Annotated in this window: 21 protein-coding genes and 1 tRNA gene; 4 read left to right on the forward strand and 18 right to left on the reverse strand. The window is 62.7% G+C overall.

All coding sequences use genetic code 11. The features are described from left to right. Nucleotides 1–129 precede the first annotated feature (129 nt). From queF to yaaA, 5 genes are all read right to left on the reverse strand, one after another. Nucleotides 130–981: an NADPH-dependent 7-cyano-7-deazaguanine reductase QueF gene (gene queF / locus Q7J58_RS09240; RefSeq protein WP_304826588.1), complete on the reverse strand. Its 852-nt coding sequence runs from the start codon at nt 979–981 to the stop codon at nt 130–132. After that, entirely contained in the window at nt 978–1,556 is a 579-nt protein-coding gene (locus tag Q7J58_RS23195; protein WP_336623485.1) for an alpha/beta hydrolase, read from the reverse strand. The genes queF and Q7J58_RS23195 overlap by 4 nt, the downstream gene beginning before the upstream one ends. Beyond that, nucleotides 1,454–1,876 (reverse strand): hypothetical protein, encoded by a 423-nt coding sequence (locus Q7J58_RS23200; protein ID WP_336623486.1) that lies wholly within the window; start codon nt 1,874–1,876, stop codon nt 1,454–1,456. Before Q7J58_RS23200 ends, Q7J58_RS23195 begins: the two co-directional genes overlap by 103 nt. Before the next feature lie 67 nt (nt 1,877–1,943). After that, nucleotides 1,944–2,801, reverse strand: coding sequence for a 2OG-Fe(II) oxygenase (locus Q7J58_RS09250; protein ID WP_304826591.1), 858 nt, complete (start codon nt 2,799–2,801; stop codon nt 1,944–1,946). Nucleotides 2,802–2,827: 26 nt separating this feature from the next. Then, entirely contained in the window at nt 2,828–3,604 is a 777-nt protein-coding gene (gene yaaA / locus Q7J58_RS09255; RefSeq protein ID WP_304826594.1) for a peroxide stress protein YaaA, read from the reverse strand. On the opposite strand from yaaA, the gene Q7J58_RS09260 reads away from it, so the two are divergent. Then, entirely contained in the window at nt 3,603–4,319 is a 717-nt protein-coding gene (locus tag Q7J58_RS09260; protein WP_304826595.1) for a pseudouridine synthase, read from the forward strand. The two genes, yaaA and Q7J58_RS09260, sit on opposite strands and share 2 nt — an antisense overlap. A gap of 120 nt (nt 4,320–4,439) precedes the next feature. On the opposite strand, the gene Q7J58_RS09265 is transcribed toward Q7J58_RS09260, so the two are convergent. From Q7J58_RS09265 to Q7J58_RS09285, 5 genes are all read right to left on the reverse strand, one after another. Beyond that, the gene (locus Q7J58_RS09265) at nt 4,440–5,750 is read right to left on the reverse strand and encodes a Y-family DNA polymerase (protein WP_304826598.1); all 1,311 of its coding nucleotides are present in this window, start codon (nt 5,748–5,750) and stop codon (nt 4,440–4,442) included. A gap of 33 nt (nt 5,751–5,783) precedes the next feature. Continuing rightward, complete coding sequence (umuD, locus tag Q7J58_RS09270) at nt 5,784–6,188, reverse strand: translesion error-prone DNA polymerase V autoproteolytic subunit (protein ID WP_304826667.1); 405 nt, start codon at nt 6,186–6,188, stop codon at nt 5,784–5,786. Nucleotides 6,189–6,557: 369 nt separating this feature from the next. After that, nucleotides 6,558–6,947, reverse strand: coding sequence for a VOC family protein (locus Q7J58_RS09275; RefSeq protein WP_304826601.1), 390 nt, complete (start codon nt 6,945–6,947; stop codon nt 6,558–6,560). Between the two features lie 25 nt (nt 6,948–6,972). Next, the gene (locus tag Q7J58_RS09280; protein ID WP_304826604.1) at nt 6,973–7,107 is read right to left on the reverse strand and encodes a hypothetical protein; all 135 of its coding nucleotides are present in this window, start codon (nt 7,105–7,107) and stop codon (nt 6,973–6,975) included. 41 nt (nt 7,108–7,148) lie between these two features. Further along, nucleotides 7,149–7,724: a LexA family transcriptional regulator gene (locus Q7J58_RS09285; protein ID WP_304826606.1), complete on the reverse strand. Its 576-nt coding sequence runs from the start codon at nt 7,722–7,724 to the stop codon at nt 7,149–7,151. A 432-nt stretch (nt 7,725–8,156) separates the two neighbouring features. Between Q7J58_RS09285 and Q7J58_RS09290 the strand changes: the two genes are divergently transcribed. Continuing rightward, nucleotides 8,157–8,348, forward strand: a complete 192-nt coding sequence (locus Q7J58_RS09290; RefSeq protein ID WP_304826609.1) for a hypothetical protein — start codon at nt 8,157–8,159, stop codon at nt 8,346–8,348. Between the two features lie 48 nt (nt 8,349–8,396). Here Q7J58_RS09290 and Q7J58_RS09295 read toward each other — a convergent pair whose 3' ends face one another. From Q7J58_RS09295 to Q7J58_RS09305, 3 genes are all read right to left on the reverse strand, one after another. Then, entirely contained in the window at nt 8,397–8,987 is a 591-nt protein-coding gene (locus Q7J58_RS09295) for a DUF3501 family protein (protein WP_304826611.1), read from the reverse strand. Nucleotides 8,988–9,054: 67 nt separating this feature from the next. After that, complete coding sequence (locus Q7J58_RS09300; protein ID WP_304826615.1) at nt 9,055–10,404, reverse strand: heterodisulfide reductase-related iron-sulfur binding cluster; 1,350 nt, start codon at nt 10,402–10,404, stop codon at nt 9,055–9,057. Nucleotides 10,405–10,561: 157 nt separating this feature from the next. After that, nucleotides 10,562–10,984, reverse strand: coding sequence for a rubrerythrin family protein (locus tag Q7J58_RS09305; RefSeq protein ID WP_304826618.1), 423 nt, complete (start codon nt 10,982–10,984; stop codon nt 10,562–10,564). A 350-nt stretch (nt 10,985–11,334) separates the two neighbouring features. Between Q7J58_RS09305 and Q7J58_RS09310 the strand changes: the two genes are divergently transcribed. Continuing rightward, the gene (locus Q7J58_RS09310; RefSeq protein ID WP_304826621.1) at nt 11,335–14,241 is read left to right on the forward strand and encodes a valine--tRNA ligase; all 2,907 of its coding nucleotides are present in this window, start codon (nt 11,335–11,337) and stop codon (nt 14,239–14,241) included. 57 nt (nt 14,242–14,298) lie between these two features. On the opposite strand, the gene Q7J58_RS09315 is transcribed toward Q7J58_RS09310, so the two are convergent. The 4 genes from Q7J58_RS09315 to cysM all read right to left on the reverse strand — a co-directional run bounded on the left by Q7J58_RS09315 (nt 14,299) and on the right by cysM (nt 17,247). Continuing rightward, nucleotides 14,299–15,339, reverse strand: coding sequence for an NAD(P)-dependent oxidoreductase (locus Q7J58_RS09315; RefSeq protein WP_304826624.1), 1,041 nt, complete (start codon nt 15,337–15,339; stop codon nt 14,299–14,301). A gap of 54 nt (nt 15,340–15,393) precedes the next feature. Beyond that, complete coding sequence (locus Q7J58_RS09320) at nt 15,394–15,621, reverse strand: sulfurtransferase TusA family protein (protein ID WP_304826627.1); 228 nt, start codon at nt 15,619–15,621, stop codon at nt 15,394–15,396. Nucleotides 15,622–15,744: 123 nt separating this feature from the next. After that, complete coding sequence (locus Q7J58_RS09325) at nt 15,745–16,278, reverse strand: NUDIX domain-containing protein (protein WP_304826630.1); 534 nt, start codon at nt 16,276–16,278, stop codon at nt 15,745–15,747. Nucleotides 16,279–16,344: 66 nt separating this feature from the next. Continuing rightward, complete coding sequence (cysM, locus tag Q7J58_RS09330; protein WP_304826632.1) at nt 16,345–17,247, reverse strand: cysteine synthase CysM; 903 nt, start codon at nt 17,245–17,247, stop codon at nt 16,345–16,347. Between the two features lie 39 nt (nt 17,248–17,286). Between cysM and Q7J58_RS09335 the strand changes: the two genes are divergently transcribed. After that, nucleotides 17,287–17,371: transfer RNA gene (locus Q7J58_RS09335), tRNA-Leu, on the forward strand. Between the two features lie 2 nt (nt 17,372–17,373). On the opposite strand, the gene Q7J58_RS09340 is transcribed toward Q7J58_RS09335, so the two are convergent. Next, a complete protein-coding gene (locus Q7J58_RS09340; protein WP_304826634.1) occupies nt 17,374–18,045 on the reverse strand; it encodes a glycoside hydrolase family protein in 672 nt (223 codons plus the stop codon). Nucleotides 18,046–18,094: the final 49 nt, after the last annotated feature.

The following is an 18,094-nucleotide window of genomic DNA, read 5'->3' on the forward strand; positions in this document are numbered from 1 at the left end:
CAAGGGGGCGATGCGAGTGGCCCGGCAAAGCCGGTTCCACCGCATCCTGGGTGGGGCACGGCGCTCCGGGGAAAGCTCCGACGCGCTGCGGGTAGCGCTGTGGCGCCTTGAAGGACCCGGCTTCAGCGCCTACTGCCGCGCGGTGCGCACGTTGGCGGGCGGCAGTTGCGGGTGGCTGCTGCGCCAGGGGTTGATGTCGAGCCCGCCACGGCGCGTGTAGCGCGCGTACACCATGAGCTTGGCGGGTTTGCAGCGCGCCAGAATGTCCATGTACATACGCTCCACGCACTGCTCGTGAAACTCGTTGTGGTTGCGAAAGCTCACGATGTATTGCAACAGCCCAGCCTGGTCGATCTGCGGGCCGCTGTAACGGATCTGCACCGAGCCCCAGTCGGGCTGGCCGGTCACCAGGCAGTTGCTTTTGAGCAAGTGGCTCACCAGCGTTTCGTCCACCGGTTTTTCGTGCAGCGCGGCGCGCAGCAGCTCGGGCGCGGGTTGGTACTGCGTGCATTCCACGTCCAGCCGGTCGATGCACAGGCCGTCCAGCTCATGCACCGGCTCGCGGTCAAACAGCTCGGGCAAGCGCAGACGCACACCGGCGGTGGCCTGCACCGGGCCACCGTGCCAGATGGCGGCACTGAGGTCGTGGCGCATGCGCTCACGCACCGCATCGGCGCTGTCAAAGCGGGTGTTGTTGAAGCTGTTCAGGTACAGCTTGAACGACTTGCTCTCCACGATGTGCGTGCTTTCGCACGGAACGGTGATGTGCGCCAGCGCCACTTGGGGCTTGCCGCGCAGGTTGAGCCAGCTCAGCTCAAACGCGGTCCACAGGTCGGCGCCCAGAAACGGCACGCTGCCTGCAATACCGATCTCGCGCCGCTTGGCCGCGCGCGGCAGGGGGTACAGCAACGACGCGTCGTACTGGTCGATGTAGGCTGAGGCCTTGCCCAGTTGGGAGTGTTCGGGGGTGTTGGGGTTCATGCGGGGGTCGGTGCGGTTGCAGCGTTGAGGTGCGGAATGATGTGGTTGGCCAGCAGCGCGGCCACACCGGACGGCCAGTCGTGGCCCATGCCCGCAATGGACTCAAAGCGGGCGCCGGGTATGCGCGCCGCCGTGTCTTTCCCGCAGGCCACGGGCACCAGCGGATCGGCAGCGCCATGCATCACCAGCGTGGGGCAGACCACGCGCGGCAACAGCGTGTGCCGATCGCGGTCGGCCATGATGGCGAGCAACTGGCGCGACACACCCGCACGGTGGTAGCTGCGCTGCACGCCGTCGAGCAGGTGCTGGCGAAAAGCCGGCAAGTCTTGCGGGTAGGCCGGACTGCCAATCAGCCGAAAAATCTCCAGCGTGTGGTCCACCACGTCTTCAGGCAACTGGCTTCTGGGCCGCGTGACCATGGCGCGCGACACCTCGGGGCTGGGGCCGGGCAGACCCGGTGCGCCGCTGGAACTCATGATGCTGGTGAGGCTGAGCACGCGCCCGGGTGCGGTGGCCGCGATGCGCTGCGACACCATGCCGCCCATGGACACACCCACCAGGTGTGCACGCGCCACGCCCAGCGCGTCCAAAATGCCCAGCGCGTCTGCGCCATGTCTTGCAAGGTGTAAGCCGCGTGCAGGCGCAGCCCCAGGCGCGACTTGACGAACTGCCACAGCAGGTTGGGCTCACCCAGCTCGTCGAGGTGGCTGGACCAACCGATGTCACGGTTGTCGTAGCGGATCACGCGGTAGCCCGCGCCCACCAGCGCCGTCAACAGCTGCTCGGGCCAGGCGGTGAGCTGCATGCCCAGACCCATGGTGAGCAGCACCGCCGGGGCGTGGCCATCGCCTGCTGTTTCAACTTCAAAACGCAGACCGTTGCTGACAATGTTCATGGGGTTCCTGAGCGCAAGGTGTCGGCGGGTGTGGGCCGCAAGCGCTGCACATGGGGGCGCAACGCCCTCATTCAAACACGCGCTCGCGCAACCATTTGGTGGCCACCCATTTCTCGCCATCCACCACAGGCGCTCCGCCGTGCAGCGTGCCGGTGGCGGGGTGCGGCCGGTCGTAGCTGAAGAACACCGCATTGCCCCGCACCGGGGCCACTTCCAGCCCTGCGTCGGGAAACGTGGTGCCGCCACCGCGGGCGGGCTCGCTCAGGTACATCACCAACGTGGCCACGCGTTGGCCCCCGCGCCGCAAAATGCTGGCCGTGCCCGGCTGGGCGGGGTCGAAGTAATCGTAATGCGGCTTGTATTGGGCACCCGTGCCGTAGTGCAGCACCTGCATGCCCTCGCCGTGGTCCACCGGCCAGTTCACCAGCCGGGCAATGCGGGCCTCAATGCGGGCGATCAGCTCGGTTTCGCCCCGCCTGAAAAACATGCCTTCGCTGGTGCGGTCGGGGTTGAGTTCTTCGCCGCCGGTCTGCGTCTGCACCGTCAGGGAGCGGGCCAGCCGAGGGCGTGCGGCCGCCACCAGGGCATCGCACTCTTCGGTGCTCAGCAACTGGCCCAGCACCACCACACGCGGTTTGGCCAGCGTAGCGATCACGTCCACCCAGCGGTCACCAGCGTCGATCTGGCGCGGCGAGCGGCTCAGGTCCAGGTCGGGCAGGCGCTGGCTTGGCGGGGGCGATGCTGCGGCGACCTCACTGGCTGGGTCGCGCTGGTGTGTATCCCACTCGCTGGCCAGTGCGGTGGCGGCCAGCGCGGGCTGCCAACCCGCCTTCAACAGGGCCTCCAGCACGGACTGCCGCGAATAACCTGCCGCCGCCTGCTCTTGCAGCCAGCGGCGCAGTTCGGGGGTGATGGTCTGGCTCATGGTGTGCAAATCTCTGTAGAAAACGCTCAAGCCTTGTGCTCGCGCCGGAACACCAGGCGGTCGATCTCGGACGCGGCAGGCACAAACTGGTAGCCCTCCAGGTCAAAACCCTTGAGCTGTTCGGGCGTGGTCAGGCGGTGCTGCACGGCGTAGCGCACCATCAGGCCACGGGCGCGTTTGGCCATGAAGCTGATGATTTTGTAGCCATCACCTTTGCGCTCTTCAAAGGCACAGGTCACCACACGCGGCTTCAGCGCTTTGCGGTCCACCGACTTGAAATACTCTTCGCTGGCGAGGTTGACCACCACCGGACTCAGGTCGGCGGCGGCGCGCGCATTCAGGTAGTCGGCAATCTGGCTGCCCCAGAACTGGTACAGGTTGTTGCCGCGCCCGGTGGGCAGGCGGGTACCCATTTCCAGGCGGTACGGCTGCATCCAGTCCAGCGGGCGCAACACGCCGTAGAGGCCGCTCAAAATGCACAGGTGCTGCTGCAACCAATCCAGGTCGGGCGCGGCGAGCGACTTGGCGTCCAGCCCTTCGTACACATCGCCATTGAAAGCCAGCACCGCCTGCTTGGCATTGCGGGCCGTGAACCGGGGCGTCCATGCGGCGTAGCGCGCCACGTTCAGGCCCGCGAGCGGGTCCGACAACTTCATCAACTCGGCAATCTGCTGCGGCGATTGGTCGCGCAGCACACCAATGAGCTCGCTGGCCTGCTTCACAAACAACGGCTGGGTGTGGGTGGCGACATGGGCCGGCGTCTCGTAATCAAGCGCTTTGGCAGGGGACAATACAAACAACATGTTGGAAATCCTTTACCGGGACGATTATCTTGCAGCGGTGAACAAACCGCCCGGCCTGCTGGTGCACCGCACCGGGCTGGACGCTGGCGAAACCCGCTTTGCCCTGCAAATGCTGCGCGACCAACTGGGCCAACCCGTGTGGCCCGCGCACCGGCTCGACAAAGGCACCAGCGGCGTGCTGTTGTTTGCGCTGAATGCCACCACCGCGCGCACCCTGGGCCAGGCGTTTGAGGCGGGCAACGGCTTGCAAAAAACCTACCAGGCCGTGGTGCGCGGTTGGCCTGCCGACGCCGGTTTGACCGACCACCCGCTCAAGCGCATGCCCGACGACATGCGCAAAGAACGCGAAGAAGTACAGACGGCCCACACCCGCTGGCGCACGCTGGAGCACTACGAACTGCCGCTGCCCCACGGCGGCTTTGCCACCACACGCTGCGCGCTGGTGGAACTGCAACCCCTGACCGGGCGGCGCCACCAACTGCGCCGGCACATGAAACACATCGCCCACCCCATCGTGGGCGACGCCACCCACGGCAAAGGGCCGCTGAACCGGGCGCTGGCCGAGTGGCTGGGCGTGCAACGGCTGTGGTTGCACGCGGGAGCGCTGGCGCTGCGGCATCCGGTGAACGGTGAAGCGCTGCGTGTGCAGGCGCCGCTGGGAGCGGAGTGGGGACTTTGGCTTCGGGCGAGGCAAGCACCGCCTCGGCATCATTAAGCCCATCGTCAATGTCATCCGGCAGGGCAATACCGACGCCGAACCGGCCGAGACGACTCATCACTTGCGTCTCTGAATCTATGTGACTCATTGCCACCCGTGCCGTGGCTCACATGCCCGTCACGCATGCACCACGGGCATGTCCTCCCACCGCGTTGTGTACTGCGGTGTGCGCAGCTCCTGCTTCATCGACCACGGCCGCCGATCTCCCGCCAGCCCGGTGCTGGCCAGCAGGACCGTGCCCCGGCCATAACGCCGGTTCAAGCCGTCCAGCACATCCATCAGTCGGCCTTTGTTCTGGTCCTCGTCTGGCTCCAGACCCAGTTCCGTCTGTTGTACCGATGCCGGCTGCAACTCCAGCAGCACCACCCCGGCCTTCGCATACAAATAGCCCGGCTTGTAAATCGCCTGCAGACCGGCCAGCGCCGCTTGCACGATCCGGGTGGTGTCAGATGTGGGCCGGCGCAGCGGCACCACGATGGAGCGGCTGTACTGCGGGTCATCCCGAAAAGGGCTGGTGCGCACAAAGGTGAGCACCTGGCAGGCCTGGCCGTCTTGGCGGCGCAGCTTCTCGGCCGCCCGGCTGGCAAATTCACTCACGGCCTCACTCAGATCGCCCAGGGCACTCACCACGCGGCCAAATGAACGTGTACAGGCAATCTGCTGTTTGTCGGACACGGCGTCTTCCAGGCCCACGCAGGGCTGGCCTTGCAACTCCCGTACCGTGCGCTCCAGCACCACCGACCAGCGCTGGCGAACGGTGCCCAGGTCGATGCGTGACAGATCCAGCACCGTGTGGATGCCACCTTTTTTGAGCTGCGCCACAATTTGGCGGCCCACGCCCCATACCTCATCGACAGCGGTCGCAGCCAGCACCGACTCCAGCGTGGCCCGGTCCATGGCAGCCAGGTTGCAGACCTGGGCCAGCCCGGCCGGATAGCTGCCAGGCTTGCGCTCGGCGTTCTTGGCGATGTGGTTGGCCAGCTTGGCGAGGGTCTTGGTCGGGCCGATGCCAATGCAGCACGGAATACCCACCCACTGCAGCACCCGCTCGCGGATGGTGCGGCTGCGCTTGAGCAGGTCACCGCGCACGCCGGAGAGGTCAACAAAGGACTCGTCGATGGAATAAATCTCCTGGTGGTGCCCGAGCCCGGCCACCAGGCTCATCATGCGGTCGCTCAGATCGCCATACAGCGGAAAATTGGCCGATAGGGCCACCAGTCCATGGGACTCCTGCATGTGACGAATTTTGAACCAGGGTGCCCCCATGGCGATGCCCAGCGCTTTTGCCTCGTTCGAGCGTGCGATGGCGCAGCCGTCGTTGTTCGAGAGCACCACCACCGGTTGGCCGTTCAGGCCAGGTCGGAACACCCGCTCACACGAGACATAGAAGTTATTGCCATCCACCAAGGCATAGAGCGGTGACGCCATGTTTTATGCTTTTTACCGATCTGCTCACGTCCATCATGACTTGAACTGCTTGATCGCGGCAATGACCACCCCCCAGACCTCGACCGTCTGGCCCTCTGTGGGCGTGATATCTACAAAGGTGGGATTGGCGGCTTTGAGGTGCATGCGCCCGTCACGCTGGTGCAAGGTCTTGACGGTGAAGTCGCCATCCACCACCGCCACCACAATGTGGCCGTGGCTGGGCTTGATGGCACGGTCCACCAGGAGCACATCGCCATCAAAGATTCCCGCCTCGCGCATGGACTCACCACGCACCTTCATGCTGTACGTAGCCTGGGGGTGTTTGACCAGACGCTCCAGCACGTCGATGCGCTGACCCTCAAAGTCTTCGGCGGGCGACGGAAAACCCGCGCGCACCGTGGAATGCAGCTTATACGCCCACAGCCCTTGTTCACCCAGCAACCGAGGGGCGTTGCACAGCTGGACCCTGGTGGCTGCGCTCACGCTGACATGGGCGAAATGCCCTCTCGCCACTGACTTACCAGAGAAAATTCAAGTCGGCATTGAACGCACTGGTACCGACCCGATGGACGCATGTCTCCCGCGGCATCGCGCGCTATCAGCGTTTTGTAGGCCGTAGCGCCACACCGGTGACACCGATTGCGTGCACGGCCCTCATGGGCATCGGCCCTCATCTCTGTGTAAGTAGGTATGGGCGCACGGGGCAACTGGTGCAGGGTATGCGTTGGCGTGTGGTTCATGGTTGCCTCCTGTGTTTGACAATAGAACGCCGCAAGCGCCAGCGCCATCCCCCGCTTGGGGGGGTGCTCATTCAACGCCACCCATCGGCGTGCACAGTTCGACCAAAAAACCGTCGAGATCGGCCACATAGGCCACGGTTTGTCCCCAAGGCATTTGCTCCGGTGGCTGCACCAGCGTGGCACCGCACTCCAGCGCTCGCGCCAAAGCACTGGCCACGTCGTCCGTTGTGAACGCAATTTCAAAACAGGGTGCCTGGGGGTTGGGCATGCTGGGGTTTTTGTTCAGCGCCGCCATCAACTGCCTTGAAGAGAAAGCCAGCGACGTGGTGCCCGTATCCAACTCCCCGAAGTCCCCAGCGTCATGCAGGAACTTGACCTTCAGGCCAAACGCCGCTTGGTAGAACAACACGCTGCGTTTGACGTCTTCGACGTACAGAATGGTGTAACCCAGTTGCATTTCTCACTCCTTTCCAAGTCACGGATCAATCCAGATCCCACACCGACACCCGCGAAGCCATGGCAATGGCACTCAGGCGGCACACATCGCGGGTGCAGGTAGCGCGGTTGATGGCGCCACCGCGGCCAGTCCATTTGCGTATCAAGGCTTTGATGCTCATGTGATTCTCTCCAGTGTTGACAATGCGGGTGTTCGGCCTGCTCAGTCGCAGCGCCTGAACAGACCCACCACCACCCCCAGCACCTCAAGCGACTGCTGCGCCACGATGTCGGGATAGTCTGGGTTCGCGGGTTTGAGCACCCATCCCGAGCCCTGCAGCGGGTAGAGGTACTTCATGGTCATCTCGCTGTCCACCAGCGCTACCACGATGTCGCCGGGCTTTGTAGGCCGGTTGCGTTCGACGACCACCATGTCGCCGTCGTTCATGCCCGCGTCTTTCATCGAATCGCCCCGCACACGACAAAACACCGTGCGCTCTGGGTGGCGGATCAGGTAGTCCTCGACGCCGACGAACTCAGTGCCAGCGCTCTGGTCTGCTGGCTGTGGCAGACCCGCGCGCACGCTACCCATGACAGGCAGTGCAAAAAATTGGCGGGTTGGCGCGATGCGTCCATCCAAACGCTCCAGGTACCCGGTATCCACCAGGCGACCAATCACCTTGAACACACCACCCGACGAGGCCAGGCCCAGCACCTGGGCCAGTTTGGCCATGGACGGAAATGCCTTGTGATCGTGCCAGTACACCCGTAGGGCGTTGAGGTGCTTGGTGTCTGACATGGGGTGTGCGGTTGCCGGAAGGTCAAAAGTGAATGAATGTTCACCATGGTAGCAAAAGCACGCAGGATAGGTCAATGGTCTATTTTTTTTACTTGCTGTGCCGATTCAGGTCATTTTGGTCATCCGGCTGGACTTGAATACTTGTCAAGTTCCGCCTGTTTACATCCACGCCACCCCATGGACAACCTGCTCAACGAAGCCCGCCACCGTTGGCCGGTCAGACGTTATTGGCGGCAACCGGTCAAAAGATGCGTACACACAACAACCCAGACGTTCCATTGACATGAATACGTGTCACAAATCACAAACAGACGAAATTTCTGAAAGAATCATTTTTTTACAAAAAAAAGGGGGTGGTCGATGTTGTGTCCTCATTGTTTGCGCATGAGTTTTTCAAGGATTTGCAACTACTGCAGCGGGGAACATGAACCCATGGCCAGCCGTATACGTCGCAGGCAGGGGTGGAAGATGCTGTTGGTCAGGCCCGCTGTTGCGGCACTTGTACTGACTGTGCTGTTTTTGCTGATGGGTATCCGCTGGCCCGGATTGATGGTCGGTGCGGTCTTGGGCGCCCTTGTGGGTGCTGCGTTCCAGTCGCTGATCCGGGTCAAGCGTTACCGCTGACGGTTGCGCCAGCAACACCCACAACGCTGCAACCGTTGCCGGGGTGTGCTAGCGCAAATCGCCCGCCAAGCTGGCCAGGGTTTCGGGCGGAATCTGCATGTGGGCCGGGTAGTGGGTGTGGTCGCAACCCAGCTTGACCGCGCCACCGGCCTTGACCGACGCGCGCATGGCCGGCGTCAGTTCAAACCGCACAAAATGCACCGCACTGGTTTTTTCGGCGTTTTCGCGGTCCAGGTCTTCGTCGGCAATGGCGTACACCCGGGCATGGCCTTCCACTTCCACAAACAGGCGGTCTTCCACACCGATCAACCGGGCCAGCTCGCGCTTGCGCTCATGGATGTCGGTGTACTCGATCATCAGGGTGGCCTTCCAGTTGCTGCCGTCGGGCACCAGCGAGGCGTAGGCGTCAATTTCTTGCTGAATGCCCTCTTCCTCAAAAATCTTTTCAATACGCAGCATCTCTTGTATTTGGTAGCGGATGGTGGTCTCGCACTCAAACTGCAGGTTCAGGTGCTCGCCCAAGACCGCACTGCGCAGCTTGCGGTGCGCCATGATTCCAGGCTTGTGCAGCTTGCGCCACTTGGTATAAGCCTCCAGGCTCATGAGGTTGTCTGGGGTGATGTTGCCGGTGAGTTGCATTTCTTTCTCCATCTAGAACGTGAAACGGGGCCCGGGCCGTGCGTGGGCTGCACCGCTGACGCGCGCGTCACTTCAATCCGTAGGCCTTGGCCATCAGGCTGATCGGGTGCTGCAACTCGGGCGCCCCCAGACCGTTGACCTCAAAGCCCTGGGCAATGTGGTGGCCACCGAGCGGACAGTCGGAACTGATGAAGTCGGGCTTGCTGCCGTCTTTCATGCTGGCCATGGCCTTGAACACCGGCTTACCGATCTTCATGGCGGTCTGGTGGGTGGCTTTTTTGACGCCAAAGGTGCCCGCGTGACCCGAACACCGCTCAATGGTGTTGACCGTGGTGCCCGGAACCATCTTGAGCATTTCTTCGGTTTTTTTGCCGATGTTTTGCACCCGGCCATGGCACGGAATCTGGTAGCTCACGTTGCCCAGTTTTTGCGGAAACTCCGTCTTCAACAGGCCATCGCGCTTGCGGGCCATGAAGTATTCAAACGGGTCCCACATGTGTTTTTTCACCAGTTGGGTATCGGCGTCGTCAGGGAACATGAGCGGGATTTCTTGCTTGAACATGAGCGCGCAACTGGGCACCGCCGCCAGGATGGCGTAGCCGTCTTTCGCGTATCGGGCCAGCACCGGGATATTGGCCTCTTTGCTGGCCTGCACCGATGCCAGGTCGCCCAGCTCCAGCTTGGGCATGCCGCAGCACTTTTCCTTGTCCACAATCACATAAGGCACATCGTTGTGGTCGAGCACCTTCAGCAGGTCCAGGCCAATACCGGGCTCGTTGTAGTTGATGTAGCAGGTGGAAAAAATGGCCACCTTGCCCGGTGTCTTGGCGCCGTCCACCACGGCAGTGGCCTTGGCTTCGGGCGTGCCAGAGCGGAATTTTTGGGTGGCCAGCTCGGGCAGCCAGGCGTCCTTGTCCACGCCCGCCACGCTTTCCATCACGTTGCGCATCACCTTGGTTTTGTTCAGTGCGTTGACCGCCTGCACCACGATGGGAATGCCCGCCAACTGGCCGTGCACATCGGTAGAGGCCAGAAACTTCTCGGCCGCACCCACCTCACCTTTTTTGAACTTGATGGCCTTGGCGCGCAACATGGTGTGCGGAAAATCCAGGTTCCATTCGTGCGGCGGGGTGTACGGGCACTTGGTCATGTAGCACAGGTCGCACATGTAGCACTGGTCCACCACCTTCCAGTAGTCCGTCCTGTCAACGCCATCAACCTCCATGGTCTGGCTCTCATCCACCAGGTCAAACAGCGTGGGGAAGGAACCGCACAAGCTCACACAGCGGCGGCAACCGTGGCAAATGTCAAAAATGCGCTCCAGCTCGTCAAAGCATTTTTCTTCGTCGTAGAAGTCGGGGTTTTTCCAGTCCAGCGCGTGCCGGGTCGGCGCTTGCAGGTTGCCTTCGGTGGCCATGTTGTGTCTCCTCGTCTGTGCGGGTTTTTCGTGGGTTTTTGAAAGCGTTCCACAAAACACTTTCAAAAACGGCGTCCTGGAACGCCGCGGAACCGGCTCCGCCGGGCCGCCAGCGTTGCCCCCTTGAGGGGGTCGCGCGCAGCGCGGCGGGGGTGGGTCAATCCACCAATTCGTTCAGGGCTTTCTGGTAGCGGTTGGCGTGCGAGCGCTCGGCCTTGGCCAGGGTTTCAAACCAGTCGGCCACTTCGTCAAAACCTTCTTCGCGGGCGGTTTTGGCCATGCCGGGGTACATGTCGGTGTACTCGTGGGTCTCACCGGCCACAGCCGACGCCAGGTTGTCGCGGGTGGAACCGATCGGCATACCGGTGGCGGGATCGCCCGACTGCTCCAAGAACTCCAGGTGACCGTGGGCATGGCCGGTTTCACCTTCGGCGGTGGATCGGAACAGCGCGGCCACGTCGTTCTGGCCCTCGATGTCGGCCTTGTTGGCGAAATACAGGTAGCGGCGGTTGGCCTGCGATTCGCCGGAGAAGGCGTCTTTCAGGCATTGCTCGGTTTTCGAGCCTTTCAATGCGGGCATGTTGGTCTCCTGTTCGTGGTTGAAGAAAGACCCAGCAGGCGGTTCGGCAGGTGCCGAGACCCGATGAGACGCCACAACGTTACGCCGGGTCGAAAGGCCCGTCTAATTGTTCTGGGCTATTCGGCGCATTGCCTCAGGCTATTCAGCCAAGCCCATTGACAACGATGCATCCACCCGATGCAGGCATGTGTGAAGCCCAACCGCAGCGGTTCGACAGGTCCGGGGTGGGGACACACACCCCGCGCGGGGAGACGCGGCCTGGGGTGACCGGTCGAATAAAATCAGCCCATTCCCAAGCTTTCCCATGACGGCGCCCTGCGGAGCGCCGTTTCATTTTTTGCGCCCATCCCATGTCCGACACCCTGCACCAACCCGGCCTGCTTTCCTTGTCCAAATCGTTCGAGCCCGCCGCGCTCGAAGCCCACTGGGGCCCGGAATGGGAACGGCGTGGCTATGGGGTGGCCGGTTTTCGGGGCACCGGGGCCCCAGCAGAAGGCGCACCGTCGTTCGCCATCCAGCTGCCGCCACCGAACGTGACCGGCACGCTGCACATGGGCCACGCGTTCAACCAGACCATCATGGACTCGCTCACGCGCTACCACCGCATGAGCGGCGCCAACACGGTGTGGGTACCCGGCACCGACCACGCCGGCATCGCCACGCAGATCGTGGTGGAGCGCCAGCTGCAGGAAAAAGGCATCAGCCGCCACGACATGGGCCCCACGCCGGCCGAGGCGCGCAAGAACTTCGTCGCCAAGGTCTGGGAATGGAAGGAAGAAAGCGGCAACACCATCACCACGCAGATGCGCCGCATGGGCGACTCGGTGGACTGGAGCCGCGAGTACTTCACCATGGACCCCAAGCTCAGCAAGGTCGTGACCGAGACCTTTGTACAGCTCTACCAGCAGGGCCTGATCTACCGTGGCAAGCGCCTGGTGAACTGGGACCCGGTGCTGATGTCGGCGGTGTCGGATTTGGAGGTGGAGAGCGAGGAAGAGGACGGCTCGCTCTGGCACATTCGTTACCCGGTGGATGGCTCGGATGAATCGCTGGTGGTCGCCACCACCCGACCCGAAACCATGCTGGGCGACACCGCCGTGATGGTGCACCCAGAGGACGAACGCTACACCCACCTGATCGGCCAGCAAGTCAAACTGCCCATCACCGGGCGCCTCGTGCCTGTGATCGCCGACGCGTATGTGGACAAGGCGTTTGGCACCGGCGTGGTGAAGGTCACACCGGCGCACGACCCGAACGACTACCAGGTCGGCCAGCGCCACGGCTTGGCCATGCTGACCATCTTCAGCTTGGAGGCCAAGGTATCTGCCGCCGAAGCGGCTGACATCCCGGCTACTTACGTTGGGCTGGACCGCTTCGTCGCGCGCAAGCAGATCGTGGCCCAGCTGGAGGCTGAAGGCCTGCTGGTCGAAGTCAAGAAACACAAACTGATGGTGCCACGCTGCGCCCGCACCGGCCAGGTGATCGAACCCATGCTCACCGACCAGTGGTTTGTGGCCATGACCAGCAAGGGCAATGAACACAACACCAGCGGCACGTCCATCGCCGACAAGGCGGTCGCGGCTGTGCAGTCGGGCGAGGTGACCTTCGTGCCCGAAAATTGGGTCAACACCTACAACCAGTGGATGAACAACATCCAGGACTGGTGCATCAGCCGCCAGCTCTGGTGGGGCCACCAGATCCCAGCCTGGTACGACGAGCAGGGCCAAGTGTACGTGGCGCGCAACCAGGAAGAAGCACAGGCCCAGGCGGGTGCAGGCAAGGTGCTCACGCGCGACGAAGACGTGCTGGACACCTGGTATTCCAGCGCCTTGGTGCCCTTCTCCACCATGGGCTGGCCTGAACAAGGCGACAAACCCACCGACGACTACAACCTCTACCTGCCCAGCACCGTGCTGGTGACGGGCTACGACATCATCTTCTTCTGGGTGGCCCGGATGATCATGATGACGACCCATTTCACCGGCCGCGTGCCGTTCAAGCACGTCTACATTCACGGCCTGGTGCGCGACGCGCAGGGCCAGAAGATGAGCAAGAGCGAAGGCAACGTGCTCGACCCGGTGGACCTGATCGACGGCATTTCGCTCGCACCGCTCTTGGACAAGCGCACCACCGGCCTGCGCAAGCCCGAAACGGCGCCCAAGGTGCGCAAGCAGACCGAAAAAGAATTCCCCGACGGCATTCCGGCCTACGGTGCCGACGCACTGCGCTTCACCTTTGCAGCGCTCGCCTCGCTGGGGCGCAGCATCAACTTCGACAGCAAGCGCTGCGAGGGCTACCGCAACTTCTGCAACAAGCTCTGGAACGCCACCCGCTTCACGCTGATGAACTGCGAGGGCCAGGACTGCGGACTGAAAGAACACGGCGCGGCGGAATGCCTGCCGGGCGGCTACCTTGAATTCAGCCAGCCCGACCGCTGGATCGTCTCCCGTTTGCAGCATGTCGAGGCCGACGTGGCCCGTGGCTTTGCCGAATACCGGCTGGACAACGTGGCCAACACGGTCTACGACTTTGTGTGGAACGAGTTCTGCGACTGGTATCTGGAAATCGCCAAGGTGCAGATCAACACCGGCAACGCGGCGCAGCAGCGCGCCACGCGCCGCACGCTCATTCGCACGCTGGAGACCATCCTGCGCCTGGCGCACCCGGTCATTCCGTTCATCACCGAAGAACTCTGGCAAAAAGTAGCGCCGGTGGCCGGACGCGCCGGGCCGTCGGTCAGCGTGGCCACGTACCCGGTGAGCCAGCCCGAGCGCATCGACCCGGTGGCCGAAGCCCATGTGACCCAGCTCAAAAGCCTGGTGGACGCCTGCCGCAACCTGCGCGGTGAAATGAACGTGTCACCCGCCACCCGCCTGCCGCTGTACGTGCTGGGCGACACCGCCTTCATGCAGGGCGCCGGGCCGGTGCTGCAGGCGCTGGCCAAGCTCAGCGAGGTGAAGGTGTTTGACGACGAGGCCGCCTGGGCTGCGGCAGCGCAATCGGCCCCCGTGGCGGTGGTGGGCGAGGCACGCCTGTGCCTGTTCATGGAAATTGACGTGGCGGCCGAGAAGCTGCGCCTGGGCAAAGAAGCCGCCCGCCTGGAAGGTGAAATTGCCAAGGCGGGCGCGAAGCTGGCCAACGAGGCGTTTGTGGCCAAAGCGCCACCAGCGGTGATTGACCAGGAAAAGAAGCGGGTGGCCGACTTCACCGCCACGCTGGCCAAGGTGCGCGAGCAGCTGGCCCGGCTGGGGACCTGAACGGTCCGTACGGAACGATCCGGGCACTGCTTCAGCGGGCCCGGTTTCAAGGGGATTTCAGCGTCTGAGAAGATCCAGCGAGCCCCATTGAGACGGAGACGCTGCTTGCGGTACTTCATGATCGGCACCGTCCAGGCCATCCAGTGAAGCAAAGTCGCTGTACCGGGTTTCAGAACGCGGCGCCTGCGGCGACAGGCATTCATGGATGCGGTGCGCCACATACCAACTCGCACGCAACTTGGCTTCGCGCGTGTGTGAGCCCAGGCGCGGTGTCAGGTGCAAGTTGGACAACCCATGCAACGGGGTGCCTTCGGCCGCAAAACGGGGGTTGGCGCCATCCAGAAGACAGGCGTCGATGCGTCCATCGGACAAGGCTTGGGCCAGAGACTCCGGGTCAAACAGCGAACTGCGGCTCAACCCGACCCACAATTGTCCTGGCTTGCAGTGGTTGAGCAACCGCTCGCCGATCCAGCCTTTGAAACGTGAGGCATACACCACCTGAAGCGACACCGCGTCAGAACGGGCGAGCAGGTCTTGCACCGTGGTGGGCTCAACACCCAGTTTGTCCCAGATGGGCGCAGCTTGGTGCACCGCCGGATCGTAGCCCAGCAGTCGCACACCCAAGCCTTTGAGCATGGGCGCCAGGGTGTGCGCCACTGGCGCCAAACCCAGCAGGCCCACGGTGCTGCCCGCGAGTTCACGGCCCATGCGCACCTGCGAAATCTTGCGCCCCAGCAAAGCACTGATCATGCCGCGGCGGTACAGCATGAGCAGCCCGTAGAGCACGTACTCGGCGTTGGAACGAACGGCAGCACTGCGTGCCTGGACCACCCGCACCTGGCGGCGTGCGCAGGCCTCAAGATCGGTGTTGTCGCTGGAAACCTGCATGCGCGCAATCAACGCCAGCTTGGGCGAGAAGTCGAGAAACTCCTGCGACACGATCACGTGGGCAGGTAACACAACAGCACGCGTCTTGTACATGCTCTTGCGCAACTCGATCGAATCGTCACCAAGCTCGGGGCGGTAGCTGACTTCGTGACGCTCTTGAAGCCAGCTCAAGGCTTCGGGCACCAAAGGGTCAACCAGCAAGATTTCCATGTTGTGCGCAATCGCAATGAAGAAGCTGGTCCGGTTCAAAAACCAGCGTGCCTGTCAGCGGCGTTTCAAGAGCGTGAAATGGTCACTGCCCACGGTCTGCTGTTCCAGCAGTTCATTGCCCGTCTGTTTGGCGAAAGCCTGAAAGTCACGAACCGAACCGGTATCGGTTGAAATCACGCACAAGGTCTGGCCGCTTTGCATGTCAGCAAGCGCCTTCTTGGCCTTCAAAATAGGCAGCGGGCAGTTCAGGCCACGGGCATCGAGTTCTTTGTCGGCTTGCATGGGAGTTCCTCAGAATGGCTGATTCTAAGCGGGCAGGCACCCCACCCCACCAGCAAAGACCGGCCAGAACCCGGTTGGCGTGCACAAAGCACGGTTTTGCGAAGGCTCTAAATCTGGAGTCGATCAATCGCTGGTGGACGGTGATCCCATAAACACGGGCTCAATGCCCCGACCGCGCAGCCAGTCGGCCAACGCAAGGCCGGTACCGGCGCCCCAGCAACGCACCTGCTCAGGCCGCAGGAATTTGTATTCGACCAGTTCTGGTGAGAGGCGAACCTCGCCGTACGCGACTGCGTGGTAGGTGATGAGAACTTGGTTCATGCGCTGAAAATCGTGCACACCCACCAAACTCAGCCGGCTCACCTGCAAGCTGGTTTCTTCGGCAATTTCCCGGCGAATACCGTCTTCGGGGGTCTCGCCGGCCTCCATGAAACCGGTGATGAGGCCAAACATGCGGTTTTGCCAGGCGGCATTGCGCGCCAGCAGCACCATGCCGTCCACTTCGACAATGGCCGCCAGCACCGGCGTGGGGTTGTTCCAGTGGGTAAAACCACAGGCCGCGCAGCGCAAGCGCTGGGTCAAGCCACCGTCCTCCTCTTTGCCGATGAGGGCCAGCGGCCCTGCGCAAGACGGGCAAAACCGGAACTCGGTGTTCATGCCATCAGCCTTTGTTTTTGAATGTGACCGTGGCCTGAGCAGCCAGTGGCCGTGTAAAACGCCCCATCAAGCGGGGAACACACCGGTTGACAGGTAGCGGTCGCCGCGGTCACACACGACAAAGGCGATGGTGGCGTTTTCCACCTGCTGCGCCACCTGCTGAGCCACCCAGCAAGCACCCGCCGCCGAGATACCGGCAAAGATGCCCTCTTCACGGGCCAAGCGGCGACACATGTCTTCTGCATCGGCCTGGTTCACGTAAATCAGTTCGTCCACGGCGCTGGGGTCGTAAATTTTGGGCAGGTATTCCTGTGGCCATTTGCGAATGCCCGGGATGCGGGAACCTTCACTGGGTTGGGCACCCACAATGCGAACCGCCGGGTTCTTTTCTTTCAGGAAACGCGACACGCCGGTGATGGTGCCGGTGGTACCCATGGCGCTCACGAAATGGGTGATGCGCCCAGCCGTTTGCTCCCACAGCTCGGGGCCGGTGGTCTCGTAGTGGATGCGGGGATTGTCGGCGTTGGCAAACTGGTCCAGCACCCGCCCTTTGCCTTCGGCCTGCATGCGGTCGGCCAGATCGCGGGCCGACTCCATGCCGCCGCTCTTGGGCGTGAGGATCAGTTCTGCCCCAAACGCCTTCATGGTTTGGGCCCGCTCAATGGACAAGTCCTCCGGCATGATCAGCACCATGCGGTAACCCTTGATGGCGGCCGCCATGGCCAGTGCGATGCCGGTGTTGCCCGAAGTGGCTTCAATCAGGGTGTCACCGGGCTGGATATCGCCCCGCTCCTCGGCCCGCCGAATCATGGACACCGCAGGCCGGTCTTTCACCGATCCGGCCGGGTTGTTGCCCTCCAGCTTGCCCAGAATCACGTTGCCACGGGCTACGTTTTCCGCTGAGCCAATGCGCTGCAAGGCCACAAGCGGGGTTTTTCCAATCGCGTCTTCAATGGTCGGGTAGTTCATGGTCAACACTGTGCCATAATTCAGGGCTTGCGAATTACCGCCCGGGTGGTGAAATTGGTAGACGCAGGGGACTCAAAATCCCCCGCCGCAAGGCGTGCCGGTTCGAGTCCGGCCCTGGGCACCAAATCAAGGCCGTGCAGCGACAGCTGCACGGCCTTTTTGCTGTGCGTCAGGCGTTGAAAGGGCTGTTTTGGGCGCACGCTCCAGCTCGTCTTGCAGCACACGCTGGTACACGCGGGGCAGCTCACGGCTCATGCTGTTGTTTTCAATCCCGTAGCCCAGGCTGGTCCAGGTACCCGAGAGTCGCCGCAACACCGGCTGCACCTGCCCCTGGCGCAGCTGTGCAGACAGGTTGCCCCAGCGGGGCTCAGACAACCAGGCGTACACCACCGTGTCTTGGTAGATCGGAGCAAAACTCAGTTGCATGGCGTCCAGGGGGTCGTTGGTGCGTTCGGGGTGGTGGCGTGCAGCCAGTTCCACCCAAGTACCCGCCAACAATTGGTAGCGCCCAGCGGCCGTAGAACAATTGCCTTTGTTGGGGCCGCGCCCGATGCGCTCGCAGCGGTTGGGGTGCTTGTCCAGCGTCCAGACATAACCGCCGCCGTAGAGAACGTGGTAAGGACGCAACACATTCGACTCACTCGCGGAGATGGTGCGCATGAGCGCCCGCACATAGGGGTCGCCCCCCTGCATGACCAACACACGCGTACCCGGCATCAGCAACACTGGGCGCCACCACCACACCAACAGCAACATCAAGGCCGCCACCCCCACAGCAACCCCCACGCGCCAGCGCATGGGGGCACTGTAGGCAGCGGTCTCGGAACTTGAGGAGCGGGGAGTAAAC

The sequence above is a fragment of the Hydrogenophaga sp. genome (assembly GCF_030656115.1).
Lineage (GTDB): Bacteria > Pseudomonadota > Gammaproteobacteria > Burkholderiales > Burkholderiaceae_C > Hydrogenophaga.